The following is a 15,240-nucleotide window of genomic DNA, read 5'->3' on the forward strand; positions in this document are numbered from 1 at the left end:
ACGGCGCCGCCGGCTGTGCTTCCGGCTACAGTGCTCCGCGACGCTTTTCGGGAGCCTTTTCAGGAGTTGACAGCGTGGGCGGCCAGTGCGGCGTCGTAACGTTCCAGCGCGATCTCCGCGACCACCGGCGAGGGCAGCAGCGGCTCGGTCACCAGGTCCGCCCCGGCCTTGGCGAGCTGGTCGTGGAAGAAGCCCGGAGCCAGGAGGTACGAGGCCACCACCACGCGGCCGCCGACGCTCACTCCCCCGGCAGACTCCCCCGCCCCGGCGCCGCCCGCGGCTTCCTCACGGAGCATGGCCACGGCTTCCGGCACCGACGGCTTGGCGGACGCACCGTAAGCCGGGACGATCCGGTTGGTGCGCAGCGCCATCAGCTGGCCGGCCAACTCCTCGACGCTGACCGCGGCGTTCGGGTTGGAGGAGCCCGCGGCGGCGAGGACGATCGAATCGTTGTCCGTAACACCGGCCTCCCGCAGCCGCTGGTCCAGCAGGGCGGCGAGGCGAGGGTCGGGCCCAAGCGGCGCCGCGGCCGCCGTGCCCGGCCGGCTCTTAACAGCCTTGGCGATGTCCACCTTCACGTGGTAGCCCACGCTGAGCAGCAAGGGAACGACGACGGCGGAGGCCCCGGCGGCTTGTGCGTCGCCCGCGGTCTGGGGTGCTCCGGCGCCAGCGGTGACGTCGGACGCCGAGCCGGCGGCAGCACCGCCGTCGGACTTCACTGCAGAGGGGTCCGCGGGGAGCCCGGCCACCACGTCCACCAAATCGGGCTGCTGGACGTCCACGTACGCTTCGCGGACGTCGAGCCCCGGACGCAGCGCGGCGATGGCGTCACGGAGGGCGTTGACCTCGGCGGCTCCCTGCGCGTTGGAGGTCCCATGGGCGCAGGCGATCAGGATCGGGCTATTCATAGGGGCTAGCGTAACGTTGGAGCTGCACTGTCCGCCCCTTGAAATATGCCGGGACGCTCCATGACATTCTCTTTTGACACCGCCCTGGCATGGCTGGAGCTGGCCGGCATCTTCTTTTTCGCGGTGTCCGGGTCGCTGCTCGCCGCACGGAAGCAGTTCGACCTCATGGGGTCCCTCCTGCTCGCCTCCCTGGTCTCGCTGGGCGGCGGCGTGATCCGCGACATCATCCTCAATGCCGGCCCGCCCGCCGCGTTCAGCAACCCGGCCTACCTGGTGCCGCCGCTGCTGGCCACCGGGCTGGTGTACTTCCTGTTCTCCAGCGTGCAGCGCTACACGTCGCTCCTCACCCTGTTCGACGCCGCCGGGCTGGCCCTGTTCTGCATTACGGGCACGCTGAAGGCGCTTTCATATGGAATGAACCCCGTCTCCGCGGCGCTGCTCGGGGTCACGACTGCGGTGGGCGGCGGTCTGCTCCGCGATATCACGGCCAACGAGGTGCCCCGCCTGTTCGACGCCCGGGACCTCTACGCCCTGCCTGCCTTGCTCGGCGCCGTCCTCACCGCGATTTTGTGGGAACTTCGCGCGTTCGATCCCTTCTCGGCGTGCGCCGTGGCGGCCCTGGTCTTCGCGTTCCGCGTGGTGGCCTGGCGCCGGTCGTGGCGCATTCCGCTGGCCGTCCGGGGGTGGCACCGGCTGGGTCTGGAACCCGGGAATTCGAGGGGCCGGGATTAGCTAGGATAAGAGCCATGACTGACATGTTCCTCGAGAAGTTCCGTGCGCTTGTTCCGAAGTATCTCGAAGACGAATGGCAGGAAGAGGACGGGCTGTCCGCCGAGGAGCTGGACGCGGAGCTCTCCGATCACCAGTTCACCATCCCCCTGGTGCTGCGCGAGTTCTACCTGGCGCTGGGCGGGTGCGAGGACCTCATGGAGGCCTACCACTACTTCTGGGACCCCGAGGAACTCGAAGTGGACGACGAGGGCTTCCTCATGTTCCTCGAAGACGAGGAAGAAAACTTCACCTGGGGCTTCCGCATCGGCGACCTGAGCATCCCGGACCCCATCGTGTACCGCCGGAACAACGCCCGCGGCCAGTGGAAGAGCGAGGAAGGCACCTTCTCGGAGTTCGTCTTCGACATGTTCGACTGGGCCTTCAACGACGAGGACTAGGTTCCCCGCTGCCCTACCAGTAGCCGGGCGCGAATCTGCCCGTTGCCCATAAGTGCAGCACAGCGCGAATCTCCTCCACCATCGCCTTTGGCTGGTGCACTACGTCGTCGTAGAAATAGCGCAGAGTCAGGTGGCCACCGAGCATGCCCGCTTTATTTCTCCGCTGATCCTTCTTGATCTGCCTGGGTTCGAAGTGGCTGGATCCATCCAGCTCGACCACAAGGCATTCCTCGACCAGGCAATCCACTTCGCCCACGCCCGGAAGGTCGACGTGCATCCTCACATTGAGGCCCGCGCGAACAAAATGGGTGTGTGCCAGAATCTCCAGAATGGAATCTGCGCGGGGAATCAGAAGGTCCAGCACCGCGCGGGCACGGCCGTTCCTGTTCCCGATGAGCTTCTTCCTCAGGAAACTGACCGAGATCTGTCCTGTACCAGTGGCGGACTGCACCATGACCAACGCTTCGAGCTCCGGTAGGCATCGAAGCGCGTGCAGGAGTACGTCGGCCAACCCGGCCACGGGGTACGCCAGCGTGGCTTCGTGAGTGCACGCCGCATGGTCAATCACTCCCCGTTTGGGCACACCGTTACCGCAACTTAGGTGCACGGCCCGCGGCGGATGAAGGACCCAAAGGCGGTAGAACCGCGCGGCCGAGACGCACGTTAGCCGCCCATTGGCCCTGAATGCGGCAAGAAAGTCGCCGTCTGCCTTGAACGCTGCGTAAACGCCCCGCTGCGGGCGGTACAGGCGCCCAGCAGCCACTAAAGCATCTAACTGGATTCGCTGGTAGCCGGCGCGCAGGATGTCGCTTCTCCTGGCCACCCCGCCGCGGTGCGCAAGGAAGAGTTCAAGGTCCATGAGTTAAAAGTGGCCGTGCAGCGGGGCCTCGGGCAGTCTTGAGATCCGCCATGTGGACAGCTGGGCCTCGGCCCCCGTCCTGACCTCTTCTCAGCCGCGGAACGTACAGAGTGCCCCCTGTTGCGGCGTGTCGCCTGCGCTCCGAGTCCAAAGAAGGTCACGACGGCTGGCGGAGGCCGCATGGGGACGTGTGACACGCCAGTTAACAAGAGATTTTGCGGATATGACAAAGCTGTCATAGAGTGTTTCTTGGATCCGCTGAATGCCTCCGGTGGATTTGATGCGAACGGAGAGGCGGCCCTGGTTCCGCGCAGCGTATGACTCGTAACGCTGCTCAGAACCGGGGCCGTTCCGTTTAAGCAGGACCCGGCTCATGCAGCACCGGTTAAACGAGGAAGGCCCGGCACCTTGGGGGGCGGGCCTTCCTTCGTTGCAGAAATCTAGCTGGCGCGGTCCACCACGGCGTGCGCGAAGCTGGACAGCGAGGCCTTCACCACGCCCTCGGGAAGCGGGCTTAGCGCGGCGATGGCGTCGGCCGCCCAGGCGCGGGCCACCACCCAGGACTCTGCCGTGACAGGATGCTCGCGCAGCCCGGCAACGGCTTCGGCGAGGGCCTCGTCCGAGGAGAGGTCGCCGTCGATCAGCTTGAGAAGTTCGACGGCGGACTGGTCACCATCCGCGGCGGCCCTGCGGAGCAGCAGCACGGGAAGGGTGGGGACGCCTTCGCGCAGGTCGGTACCCGGGGACTTGCCGGACTTGACCTTCACGCCCGTGACGTCGATGACGTCGTCGGCAAGCTGGAACGCGACGCCAACCTTCTCGCCGTACTCCACCAGAACGTTCTCGTAGGCCTCGTCGGCGCCGGAGAAGATGGCGCCGAACTGGCCGGAGGCCGCCACCAGCGAACCGGTCTTGTCCGCGATCACCGACAGGTAGTGCTCCACCGGGTCCTCGTCCGGGCGCGGGCCGACGGTTTCGTGCAGCTGGCCGAGGCACAGCCGCTCGAAGGTGCGGGCCTGGATGCCGAGCGCGCGGGAGCCGAGCTCAGAGACGAGGATGGAGGCGCGGGCGAAGATGAGGTCGCCGGTGAGGACCGCCACGGAGTTGCCCCAGACCTCGTGGGCCGTGGGGGCGCCGCGCCGGAAGGGCGCGGAGTCCATGACGTCGTCGTGGTACAGGGTAGCCAGGTGCGTCAGCTCAACCACGACGGCGGCCTGCACCACGGCGGGCAGCGACGCGTCACCGAGGTGGGCGCAGAGCAGGGTCAGCAGGGGACGAATGCGCTTGCCGCCGGCCTCCACGAGGTGACGCGACGTTGCGTCAGCCAGGGGGTCGGAGTTGGCGATCGCTTCGCGGAGTTTCTTCTCCACCCGGGCCAGGTTGGTGGTGATGGCAGGGCCCAGGTCGGGGTCTTCCGCGATGGCCGCGAAGCCTGCCGGCAACTGCAGTCCGGTGGCGATGGCGGTGGTGTTGAGGCTGGGTTCAGAGTCCGGCAGGCCGTGCCCGGCGTGCGTCCAGCTGTGGTTCGCGGAGTTGGTCACGGGTTAACCCTAACTTTTTGTTGCGGAAACCGCTGATTTGGAGCCGGAGGGGGCAAGGGCGGAGGTGTTGGAGGTGGCCGGGACCAGCAGTTCGAGCACGCGGATCACGCGGTCCTCGAAGCCCTTGGCCGACGAGTCGGTAAGGTTGGCCAGCAGCCGGACCACGAAGCGCATCAACACCGGGATCGGCATCCCCGTCCGCAGCGCAAGCTTCATGACGGCGGGCTTGCCGATCAGCGCAGCGAAGGCACGCCCCAGCGTGAAGTGGGATCCCCACTGTTCACGAACATAGTCCGCGTACCCGGCAAGCCGGGTGTCGGCGTCGGACGCGTTCCGGCCGCCTGACGCGGCACGGGAGCTGGCATCGATGATGAACTCGGCGGCGAAGCGGGCGGACTCCATGGCGTAGGAGATGCCCTCGCCGTTGAACGGGGAGACCATGCCGCCGGCGTCGCCGAGGAGCAGCAGGCCGGGTGAGTAGTGCGGGGTGCGGTTGAAGCCCATGGGCAGTGCGGCGCCGCGGATCTCCCCCACCTGGTTCTCCGGCGTGAAACCCCAGTCGGCGGGCATGCCGGCGGTCCACTCGCGGAGGACCTGCTTGTAGTCGAGCTTGCCGAACTCCTTCGACGAGTTGAGGATGCCAAGGCCAACGTTGGACGTGCCGTCGCCGACGCCGAACACCCAGCCGTAGCCGGGCAGGAGCTTGCCGTCGCGGCCGGGAAGTTCCAGCCAGCCTTCCATCCAGTCGTCGTCGTGCCGCGGGCTCTGGAAGTAGGTGCGGACGGCGACGCCCAGGGGCCGGTCGTCGCGCTTCTGGATGCCGAGTGAGACGGCGGTGCGGGTGGAGTTGCCGTCGGCGGCCAGGACGACGTCGGCACTGAAGTCGAGCGTCTCCCCCGTCTTCCGTCCGGACTCGTCCAGGATCGCCGCACGCACGCCGGTTACCCGGCCGTCGTCGCTGCGCAGCGCCTCGGTCACGCTGTGGCGTTCCAGCACTGTAGCGCCGGCGGCCTGGGCATGGCGGGCGAGTTCCTCGTCGAACCCGAGGCGCGTGCGGATCAGGCCGTACTGCGGGAAGTCGGACACCTCTGGCCAGGGCAGTTCGAGGCTGCGGCCGCCGGCAAGGAGGCGGAGGCCTTTGTTCCGGCGCCAGCCGTCCTGTTCGGGATGCGGCAGACCGAGCTTCTGGATCTCCCGGACAGCACGCGGGGTGAGTCCGTCACCGCACACTTTTTCGCGCGGGAAGCTGGTCTTTTCCAGGACCGTGACGTCGATGCCGGCTTTGGCAAGGTAATACGCGGCGGTGGATCCGGCGGGACCCGCGCCAACAATCAGTACTTTCACAGTGTCAGCGGGCAGTCCGCGGGAGGTTGCGGCGCAGCTTGGCCACCGGGCCGGTGTGGGCTGCGATGGCGTCCGCCGAGCCGTTGCCGGTAAGCGGCTTGTGGGCGCGGTGGACGGCCACGATGCCGCCGCTCAGGTTGCGGTAGGTGACGTCCTGCCAGCCGGACTCCTGCAGCCACGCGGCGAGGTGGTCCTGGTCCGGCCAGGCGCGGATGGACTCGGCAAGGTAGATGTAAGCGTCCGGGTTGGAGGAGACCTTGGTGGCGATGGCCGGCAGGGCGCGCATGAGGTACTCGGTGTACATGGTGCGCCACAGCGGTACGACGGGCTGGGAGAACTCGGCGATGACCAGCTTGCCGCCCGGCTTGGTTACACGGAGCATCTCGGCCAGGGCCTTCTTCGGCTCGTTGACGTTGCGCAGGCCGAAGGAGATGGTGCTGGCGTCGAAGGTGTTGTCGGCGAAGGGCAGGTTGGTGGCGTCCCCCGCGATGAAGTCGATGTCGGGGCGGCGGCGCTTGCCCACCTTGAGCATGCCGAGGGAGAAGTCGCAGGCCACCACGTTTATGCCGGCATCGGCATATGGCTCGCTGGAGGTTCCCGTTCCGGCGGCCAGATCCAGCACCCGCTGGCCGGCCCGGACATCCATGGCATCAACCACAACCTTGCGCCACCGGCGGGTCTGCCCCATCGAGAGGACATCGTTGACGACGTCGTATTTGGGTGCGACGTCGTCAAACATCGTGGCTACTTCGTCCGGACGCTTATCCAAGGATGCTCGGTTCACCATGACATTGTCTCAAAACTTCCGCAGGCTCCGTGACACCGCGGCTGCTGGGCGTGGTGGGCTGAGCCGGAGCTACTTAAAGGTACCGAGGGGGCTAAGTAGAACAGAGTACTGTTGACCCATCATGACCAGCACGCTCCGCACCCTGACAGTCCCTTTGGATGGAGAATCGGCTCCCGAGGGGCTGCCGTCGTATCTGGTCCGCGATGATGTTCTGTGCTGGACCCGCCGCGAGGCCGGCCTGGTGGGCTTCGGCGAGGCGGCGCGGTTCACCGCTACTGGCCCCGAGCGCTTCCTCGAGGCGGACATCTGGTGGCGGCATCTGGTCATCGAGGCGGACATCACCGACCACGTGGAGTGCCCCGGCACCGGCCCCGTGGCGTTCGGGTCCTTCGCCTTCTCCAAAGCTTCGGAGCATGAGTCCCGCCTGATCGTGCCGGAGATCGTGGTGGGCGTCCGGGACGGCCGCGCCTGGCTCACCCAGATAACGGCCGACGACGGCGAACTCACCGAAGCGGGCGCGTTCGCCGCCCTGAAGGGGTGGCTGGAGTCAGACCCGGCTGCCGCCGTCGTAAACCCGGACGACCTCACGCACGCGGACGCCGCCACGCTGAAAACCGGTTCCCTCAGTGAGGAGGACTGGATGGACGCCGTCACCGCCGGCGTCGCCGAGATCCGCACCGGGAAGCTGGAGAAGCTGGTCCTTGCCCGGGACATCGTGGCCACGGTTCCGGACGGCGTGAACGCGGCCGAGGTGCTGCGCCAACTGGCCAGCCGGTACCGGGAATGCTGGACCTACGGCGTGGACGGCCTCGTGGGGGCGACGCCGGAAATGCTCATCCAGGTGGAGGGCCGCACCGCCCAGGCCCGGGTTCTGGCCGGGACGCTGGACCGCCGGGACGCCGTGGGCGAGGCGGGGCTGCCGCTGGACTACGCCGAGCGGGTCCTGGCCGGATCGGAGAAGCAGCGGCACGAACACGAGATCGCCATCCAGTCGCTGACCACCCAGCTTGCGCCTTTCTCGGAGGCGATGAATGCCCACGACGAGCCGTTCATCCTGGAGCTGCCCAACGTGTGGCACCTCGCTTCCGACGTCAAGGCCGAGCTCACGGAGGTGGAGGGCCACGTCCCCACCTGCCTGGCGCTGATCAACGCGCTGCATCCCACCGCCGCCGTGTGTGGGACGCCCACACAGGTGGCGGGGGCACTGATCCGGAAGCTTGAGCACCTCGACCGGGGGCCGTACGCCGGCCCAGTGGGGTGGCTGGACGCCGCCGGCAATGGCGAGTGGGGCATCGCGTTGCGCGGCGCGGTCATTGAGTCGCCCACGACCGTCCGGTTATATGCCGGCTGCGGAATTGTCGAGGGCTCGCAGCCGGAGGCGGAGCTCGCGGAGACGTGGGCCAAGTTCCGCCCGATGCTGGAGTCGCTGGGCATTAGCAGCTGACCTGAGGCGGGTAGGCTTGTCTCACATACCGGACACCCCTCCATCAAGGACCCTTGCTTTCCGACCCCAAACAGTTATCCAATAGTGAAACTTAGTTACCTGTGACGCACATCTCTCAATGAGAGCTACACTATAACCCGCTAGTTCCGCATCCCTCCCCGCAACAAAAGGTAAGAATATGCAGATCTCCCGTTCGCTCGTGGGCAATTCCAAGCTCAAGGCAGCTACGGTTCTCGCCATTGGCGCGCTGGCGCTTTCAGCCTGCACCAACGCCTCGGAGTCCGCCGCCCCCGGTGGTGCGGCGTCGCCGTCGGGCAGTGCCGCGGCCAGCTTCGATCCCTCGACGATCCAGAAGGATGAGGCACTGGCCGCCTCGGTCCCCGCCGCGATTAAGTCCAAGGGCACTCTTACAGTCGGATCGGACACCAGCTACGCGCCGGCCGAATTCATCGGGACGGACGGCCAGACTCCTGTGGGCTACGACGTCGACATCGCCAAGGCCATCGGCGCAACCCTGGGCCTGAAGGTAAAGGTGCAGACGTCCGAGTTCACCGGCATCCTGCCCGCGCTCGGCCCGAAGTACGACCTGGGCATCTCCTCCTTCACCATCAATAAGGAACGCCTCGGCGCGGTCAACATGGTCAGCTACTTCAACGCCGGGACCGCCTGGGCCGTGAAGAAGGGCAACCCAAAGGGCTTCTCCCTTGACGATGTCTGCGGCAAGTCCATCGGCGTCCAGACCGGCACCGTCCAGGAGGATCCGGATCTGTCCGGCCGCAACAAGAAGTGCACGGCTGACGGCAAGCAGCCCATCAACATCGTCACGCTGAAGAACCAGACGGATGTCACCACCCGCCTGGTCAACGGCAGCATCGATGCCATGGCAGCGGACTCCCCCATCATCGGCTACGCCCTGACGCAGACCAATGGCCAGCTGGAGAAGATCGGCGACGTCTACGACTCGGCCCCGCAGGGTATCGCGGTTGCCAAGTCGGACATGGCCCTGGCCGAGGTGATCCAGAAGACCCTCACCAAGCTCATGGCTGACGGCTCGTACAAGAAGATCCTTGATGGCTGGGGGAATGGCGACGGCGCCATCACCAAGTCCGAAGTCAACCCGGCGGCCAGCTCTTGAGCCGTACCGTCACCGACCACAAATCAGGTGCACAGATGGACGACCATCACAAAACCGCACCGGTCCTGAACGATTCAGTACCGGTGCGGCACCCGGGCCGCTGGATCAGCGCCGTCGTCATCCTCGGCGTGCTGGCGGTATTCGCCCAGAGCCTGGTGACCAACCCGAACTTCCGGTGGGATATCGTGGCCACCTACATCCTGGACGTCAAAGTGGTCCAGGGCGTGGGCTGGACGCTGCTGCTGACGGTGGCCTCGATGGTCCTCGCCATCGTCCTGGCCATCCTGCTGGCCTTCATGCGCCAGTCAGATAATCCGGTGTTCCGCTGGTCCAGCTGGGCCTGGGTGTGGTTCTTCCGCGGCACCCCTGTGTACACGCAGTTGATCTTCTGGGGCCTGGTATCGGTCCTTTACCCGAAGATTGCTGCCGGAGTTCCGTTTGGGCCAGAGCTGTTCAGCGTGGACACCAGCACCGTCATCAACCCCCTGATTGCTGCAATCCTAGGGCTCGGCCTGAATGAATCGGCATACCTTGCGGAGATCTTCCGTGCCGGCCTGAAGTCTGTGGACCGCGGCCAGATGGAAGCCGCCGAAGCGCTGGGCATGGCCAAGACCAAAATCATGTGGCGGATCATCCTCCCCCAGGCGATGCGCGTCATTGTCCCCCCAACAGGCAATGAAACCATCGGCATGCTGAAGACCACCTCGCTGGTTCTGGCGGTTCCATTCACTCTGGACCTGACGTTCGCGACGAACAACCTGGCCAACCGGACGTATCTTCCGGTGCCGCTGCTGATCGTCGCGGCCATCTGGTACCTCGTCATCACCAGCCTGCTGATGGTGGGCCAGCACTACATCGAGGCCTACTACGGCAAGGGCGTGGACAACCGGGTACCCGCCGTCGTGAATCCTGCGGCAGCGAGGGCCGCCGCGGCCGGTGCGCCGAGCGCCGAGGCGGAACCGGCCCTGAAGATGGACTTCCCCGAGGAGAGCGCAAAATGACGATCACCGCTCAAAAGCCGCTGGTCCGGATCGAGGGCCTGCACAAGTACTACGGGCACCACCATGTGCTGCGTGGCATCGACCTCACCGTCAACCAGGGCGAGGTGGCCGTTGTCATCGGGCCGTCCGGTTCGGGCAAGTCCACCATGCTGCGCTGCGTGAACCTGCTGGAAAGCATCAGCGCCGGACGGATTTCCGTGGGCGGCCAGCTGATTGGCTACCGCGAGGTGAACGGCCGGCTGCATGACCTCAAGACCAAGGAGATCGCCGCGCAGCGCCGTGAGATCGGCATGGTGTTCCAGCGGTTCAACCTGTTCCCGCATAAGACCGCGCTCATGAATGTCATGGAGGCTCCGGTCCAGGTGAAGCGCCAGCCGAGGGAAGCCGCCAGGAAGAAGGCGCTGGAACTGCTGGACCGCGTGGGTCTTGCCGACCGCGCGGGCCACTACCCGTCGCAGCTTTCCGGCGGACAGCAGCAGCGCGTTGCCATCGCCCGGGCCCTCGCCATGGAGCCCGAGCTGATGCTCTTCGACGAGCCCACGTCAGCCCTGGACCCGGAGCTCGTGGGCGATGTCCTGAACGTCATGAAGGACCTCGCGAAGTCCGGCATGACCATGATTGTGGTGACCCACGAAATCGGTTTCGCCAGGGAAGTGGGCGACAGCCTGACGTTCATGGACGGCGGCGTGGTGGTGGAGACCGGTGATCCGCGCGAGATCATCGCCAACCCGCAGCATGCCCGCACCAAGGAGTTCCTGAGCCGGGTTCTCTAGCCTGCATTCGCTCCTGCGACGCGGATTCGATCCTGCGATGCGCAAATGCCCCGACGCTACTGGAATTTCGGTAGCGCCGGGGCATTTCCGCATCACGGGGAGCATTGCGCGTCGCCATTGCAGCGACGTCACCGTGCGGACCGTGTACGACGGCGCGGCACCCCCGCCGCCGACAGTTTCCGTTCCAGCCGTCCCGGCACCATCAGGTCGGCCCACACCCACCGGACCACGGTGCGGCCAGTAGCCCGGATCCTGTCCTCCCGGTATTTCTCGTCCACCACTGCCTGCGACGTCGTCCGGCCCTTCAGGTATTCCGGCTTCAGATACTTTTCGATGCCGTCGAATTCACCGACGATACGGGCGGACTCCCAGTAGTAGTCCGAGTAGCCAATGAGGCCGCCCACGTCTCGGATCTCGTGCTGGAGGGCCGGCGTCTCGAAGCCCGCCACATGCACGAGCGCCCGGCTGTACGACTCCCCCGCCGACGCGGACTGCGCGTCGGCGAATTCGATGGCCGCGGTGATGCGCCGGGCGGCCGCGGCCGTGTAGTTGCCCTCGGTTTCAGCGAGGAGCTGCTCCTTGGACAGCGGCGGCAGGTTCCGGGCGGCGTCAGGTCTAAGCACGTGATCCAGCGGAACGATGGCTTCGGCGAAGGGTGTGAACGCCGCCAAGTCCAGGACAGTGCGCACGCGGCCGGTCACCAACAGGCCGTCGTGACTGAACACTTTCACACCTGCGGGGTCCGCGTAGTGCCTTCGAACGCCCGCCCGGGACCGGCCCCCATCGTTCTGGAACGTCAGTGCATGCACCGGATGGTGATGGCCGACAGTCGGAACGCCCCAAACACTTGCCGCCGAATGCCGTGCGAACACCGTCGGAGCGGTGAAGGTTTCGGCCGCCGCCTGTACCCGCAGCCGGTACTGGTCCCAGGGCTGGAGAGAGCCCCACGCCTCCCCGTCCACGTAAACGCCCTGCCGCAGCCGGATAAGTGCACCTGTTGCACAGCGCCGGGCGAGCATCTTGGGCGTCAATCCCTGCTGAATGTGCTCGCGGGCGAGGACGAGCCTTGGTAGTTCGGCCATGGCTTGTACACTCGCAGGTCCTGGTGCCGGCCCGAAAGACATGGATGGTGCCATGTGGAAATCCGACCGCCGTCACGCGCCCGCACCTGGCGATGCGGAGACCGCCCAGCGACGCACACATTTTCCGGCGCGCAGGGAATTCCCGTCGCGGGAGGAATTTTGCGCGTCGCCGGGCAGGTTGCGCGTCGCCAGGGGCTAGCCGGCGAGCACCCCGGCCACCGCGGAACTCACCGCCGCCTTGATCCTTCCGTGCAGTGCGCGGAGTTCGTGCCGGTCGGTGCGCACCTCAATGATGGTGCGCCCGGTGAACGGTGCGGCAAGCGCCTCGGCGAGGCCCGCCGTCGTACTCACCGAGCAATGCCCGCCGCCGTACGCGGCCGCGAGTGCCGCGATGTCCACTGTGTGCGGGGTGCCGAAGAGGCGTTCGACGGCGTCCCCGTAGCCGCCTGCCTCGGCGACCGCACCGTGTTCCAGCAGGCTGAAAATGGCGCCGCCGGCGTCGTTGAGGACGATTATCCGCAGCTGCGGCTGTTCCTCCCCCGCACCGAGGAAGAGGCCGCCTGCGTCGTGCAGGAAGGTGACGTCGCCGAGCAGCAGGGTGGTTTCCTGGTGGCCGCCGAGGGCAATGCCGGTGGCGGTGGAAATGGTGCCGTCGATGCCTGCAAGGCCCCGGCTGGCGAAGACTGTGGCGGCCGGCTCGGGTGCGGGCTGGCCGGCGAGGTCGACGTCGCGGATGCCGTTGGACGAGCCGAGGACCAACTGGCCGCGGGCGTGCTGCCAAACGACCGCGCCGACGGCGGGACCGGTGGCGGCTTCTTCGGTAGCGAGTATGCCGTCGACGGCATGCTGGGCCGCGGCGCCGGCGAGCAGCCACGCGTCGAGCCAGGCGGCGGAGCCCCGGCCGGCGAACTCCGCGAGCTCGGCCAGGCTGGCAATGGGCGTTTCCCGGCGCCGGCCCGGCTCGTACCAGGCCACCGGCACGGGTTCATAGAGGGCTGCCGGGATGTCCGTCCGGGCCAGCAGCGCCGACACCGGGCGGGACAGCGTCGGGCGGCCGAACACCACGGCACGCTCGATGGGCAGCGCCGAGTCCGGCCCAAAGTGCTCCAGCAGCAGGCGGTACGGCCCCACCGCGTTGGGCCCGAAGCGGGAGTTGGACGACGGCTCTGCCAGCAGCGGCAGTCCATGGGCTCGGGCGAAAGCCTCGGCGACCGGTCCGGCGTCGTGCCCGGCGAGCACCACGGTGCGCCGCTCGGGGAGGCCGGCGGGCGCAGGATCGAGGCTCATGGTGAGCGGTTCGGTACCAATCCGGAAGGTTGCGTGGCCGCGCTCCTCGGGCAGCCGCTCCCCCGCCCCGGGCACGAGCGGGTCGCGGAAGGCGAGGTTGAGCTGGACGGGACCCGGCGGCGTGTCCGCGAAGGCCCCGGTGGCGGCGGCGAGCGCGGTTTCCACCGCGCGCTGCGGGCTCTCCCCTGCGGGAACGTCCACGGCGAAGCGGACGTGCTCGCCGAAGAGGTCCAGCTGGAGGGTGGTCTGGTTCGCGCCGGTCCCGCGGAGTTCCTCGGGCCGGTCGGCCGAAACAACCACCAGCGGCACGGCGGCGTGGTTGGCCTCCATCACAGCCGGGAGGAGATTCCCGACGGCGGTCCCCGAGGTCGTCAGCACGGCCACCGGCGCTCCCGTGGCAAGAGCCAGTCCCAGGGCCGTGAATCCGGCCGAGCGCTCGTCGATCCGGACCAGAAGCTCGACCTTCCCGGCCGCCGAAGCCTCGGCCAGCGCGTAGGCCATGGGCGCCGACCGCGAGCCCGGGGCCACCACGACGTACCTGACGCCGCCGTCGAGCAGCGACGCGACGGCAATCCGTGCGGAAGCCACGGACGTCAGCGCGGGATCGGCGTCGGCAGGGGTGCCGGTCAAGGAGGCGGAGGGCTCGGCGGGTTCGGAGGAAGTCACCGAACCAGTCTGCCACCAACCCAAACGCCGGCTCACCTCGAAGCTCCAGTGCCAGGACCGAGGCCGTCTCACACGAGTTAGGTAAACTACAGCACAACAGAGAGTTTTCCATCGCAAGGATCAGCCCATGAACCGCAAGGCCACCGCACTGGACGTCGCCAAGCTGGCGGGTGTCTCCCGGAGCGCCGTGTCGCTGGTGCTGAACGGGCGGGGTGACGGCAATGTCGCCGTCGAAAGCCAGCAGCGCATCCGGGAAGCCGCCGCGGCGCTCAACTACTCCCCCAACAAGATTGCCCTGAGCCTGCGGAACCAGCAGTCGCGGATCATCGGGATCGTGTCGGACCAGGTGGTCACCAGCCCCTTCGACGGCAACATCATCGCCGGTGCGGACGCCGTTGCCCGGTCGCACGGGTTTGTCACCGTGGTGATGGACACCGAGTTGGACGAATCCCGGGACGAGAGCGCCGTCGAAACCCTGCTCGACCGGCAGGTGGACGGCCTGATGTACGTCACCGTCGGTCTGCGTCCCCTGCACGTGCCGCCCAACATGGCCCGGGTCCCGTCGATCCTGGCCAACTGCTTCGACGACCGCCCCGAATCACGCCTCCCCGCCGTCATCCCGGACGAGGTCAGGGGCGGCCGGGAAGCCGCCGAGCACGTCATGTCGCTCGGCCACCGGGATATCGCGTTCCTCGCCGGCGACTCGCTGACGCCCGCGGCCCCGCGCCGCATCGAGGGCTACCGCGAGGCCTTTGGTGCGGCAGGCATGCCGGTGAACGAGGACCGGATCCTTCAGGTGGGCTGGGACATCGACGCCGGATTCCACGCCGCCATGAAATTCCTCGACGGCGTCGAGCCGGCCGTACGGCCCACCGCGATCCTGTGCGCCAACGACCGTCTGGCCATCGGCGTCGTCCTCGCCTGCTACCGGCTCGGCCTGAACGTCCCGCAGGATGTGTCCGTCATGGGCTACGACGACGAATTCCGCGTCGCCCAAACCATGGTCCCGGCCCTCACCACCATGGCCCTCCCGCTCCGGGAGATGGGCGCCGCCGCCATGACAGCTCTGCTCGCCGAGGTGGAAGCGGCCCCGGACAGGACCGACGACGGCGGCAACGCCACTGACGCTGAGCCGTCCGGTACCAGCGCCGAGGCCACCGTTCCCTGCCGGCTGGTGATCCGTGATTCCACCGGGCCCGTCCCGGCCGGGCGTTAATTCCCGGCCGGGCATACATCCCTGGTGT

14 protein-coding genes are annotated in these 15,240 nt (G+C 67.2%); 7 read left to right on the forward strand and 7 right to left on the reverse strand.

All coding sequences use genetic code 11. From position 1 onward, the window contains the following. Positions 1-59: 59 nt before the first annotated feature. The gene (locus tag ACFVTE_RS08880; protein ID WP_387099254.1) at positions 60-908 is read right to left on the reverse strand and encodes a sirohydrochlorin chelatase; all 849 of its coding nucleotides are present in this window, start codon (positions 906-908) and stop codon (positions 60-62) included. A gap of 60 nt (positions 909-968) precedes the next feature. On the opposite strand from ACFVTE_RS08880, the gene ACFVTE_RS08885 reads away from it, so the two are divergent. Next, positions 969-1,640, forward strand: a complete 672-nt coding sequence (locus tag ACFVTE_RS08885) for a trimeric intracellular cation channel family protein (protein WP_387099256.1) — start codon at positions 969-971, stop codon at positions 1,638-1,640. A 14-nt stretch (positions 1,641-1,654) separates the two neighbouring features. Continuing rightward, positions 1,655-2,077 carry a hypothetical protein gene (locus ACFVTE_RS08890; protein ID WP_306925158.1) on the forward strand — a complete coding sequence of 141 codons (423 nt, stop codon included), beginning with the start codon at positions 1,655-1,657 and terminating at the stop codon, positions 2,075-2,077. Positions 2,078-2,090: 13 nt separating this feature from the next. Here the strand turns inward: ACFVTE_RS08890 and ACFVTE_RS08895 are convergent, their stop codons facing one another. The 4 genes from ACFVTE_RS08895 to ACFVTE_RS08910 form a co-directional block, all read right to left on the reverse strand. Next, positions 2,091-2,936 carry a type IV toxin-antitoxin system AbiEi family antitoxin domain-containing protein gene (locus tag ACFVTE_RS08895; RefSeq protein ID WP_387099258.1) on the reverse strand — a complete coding sequence of 282 codons (846 nt, stop codon included), beginning with the start codon at positions 2,934-2,936 and terminating at the stop codon, positions 2,091-2,093. A 440-nt stretch (positions 2,937-3,376) separates the two neighbouring features. Further along, complete coding sequence (locus ACFVTE_RS08900; RefSeq protein ID WP_387099260.1) at positions 3,377-4,477, reverse strand: polyprenyl synthetase family protein; 1,101 nt, start codon at positions 4,475-4,477, stop codon at positions 3,377-3,379. Positions 4,478-4,486: 9 nt separating this feature from the next. Further along, complete coding sequence (locus ACFVTE_RS08905) at positions 4,487-5,821, reverse strand: geranylgeranyl reductase family protein (protein WP_387099262.1); 1,335 nt, start codon at positions 5,819-5,821, stop codon at positions 4,487-4,489. Between the two features lie 4 nt (positions 5,822-5,825). Further along, the gene (locus ACFVTE_RS08910; protein ID WP_387099743.1) at positions 5,826-6,605 is read right to left on the reverse strand and encodes a demethylmenaquinone methyltransferase; all 780 of its coding nucleotides are present in this window, start codon (positions 6,603-6,605) and stop codon (positions 5,826-5,828) included. A gap of 124 nt (positions 6,606-6,729) precedes the next feature. Between ACFVTE_RS08910 and ACFVTE_RS08915 the strand changes: the two genes are divergently transcribed. The 4 genes from ACFVTE_RS08915 to ACFVTE_RS08930 all read left to right on the forward strand — a co-directional run bounded on the left by ACFVTE_RS08915 (position 6,730) and on the right by ACFVTE_RS08930 (position 10,961). Further along, positions 6,730-8,052, forward strand: a complete 1,323-nt coding sequence (locus tag ACFVTE_RS08915) for an isochorismate synthase MenF (RefSeq protein ID WP_387099264.1) — start codon at positions 6,730-6,732, stop codon at positions 8,050-8,052. A gap of 178 nt (positions 8,053-8,230) precedes the next feature. Then, entirely contained in the window at positions 8,231-9,187 is a 957-nt protein-coding gene (locus ACFVTE_RS08920) for an ABC transporter substrate-binding protein (protein WP_387099266.1), read from the forward strand. A 35-nt stretch (positions 9,188-9,222) separates the two neighbouring features. After that, a complete protein-coding gene (locus ACFVTE_RS08925) occupies positions 9,223-10,188 on the forward strand; it encodes an amino acid ABC transporter permease (RefSeq protein WP_377949179.1) in 966 nt (321 codons plus the stop codon). Next, positions 10,185-10,961: an amino acid ABC transporter ATP-binding protein gene (locus tag ACFVTE_RS08930; RefSeq protein ID WP_387099268.1), complete on the forward strand. Its 777-nt coding sequence runs from the start codon at positions 10,185-10,187 to the stop codon at positions 10,959-10,961. Before ACFVTE_RS08925 ends, ACFVTE_RS08930 begins: the two co-directional genes overlap by 4 nt. A gap of 128 nt (positions 10,962-11,089) precedes the next feature. Here ACFVTE_RS08930 and ACFVTE_RS08935 read toward each other — a convergent pair whose 3' ends face one another. After that, on the reverse strand, positions 11,090-12,043 hold the full coding sequence (locus ACFVTE_RS08935; RefSeq protein ID WP_387099270.1) for a hypothetical protein: 954 nt from the start codon (positions 12,041-12,043) through the stop codon (positions 11,090-11,092). 195 nt (positions 12,044-12,238) lie between these two features. Next, positions 12,239-13,960: a 2-succinyl-5-enolpyruvyl-6-hydroxy-3-cyclohexene-1-carboxylic-acid synthase gene (gene menD / locus ACFVTE_RS08940; RefSeq protein ID WP_387099746.1), complete on the reverse strand. Its 1,722-nt coding sequence runs from the start codon at positions 13,958-13,960 to the stop codon at positions 12,239-12,241. Between the two features lie 163 nt (positions 13,961-14,123). Between menD and ACFVTE_RS08945 the strand changes: the two genes are divergently transcribed. Beyond that, on the forward strand, positions 14,124-15,212 hold the full coding sequence (locus ACFVTE_RS08945; protein ID WP_387099272.1) for a LacI family DNA-binding transcriptional regulator: 1,089 nt from the start codon (positions 14,124-14,126) through the stop codon (positions 15,210-15,212). The last annotated feature ends 28 nt before the right edge of the window (positions 15,213-15,240 follow it).

The sequence above is a fragment of the Arthrobacter sp. NPDC058097 genome (genome assembly GCF_042884885.1).
Classification (GTDB): domain Bacteria; phylum Actinomycetota; class Actinomycetes; order Actinomycetales; family Micrococcaceae; genus Arthrobacter.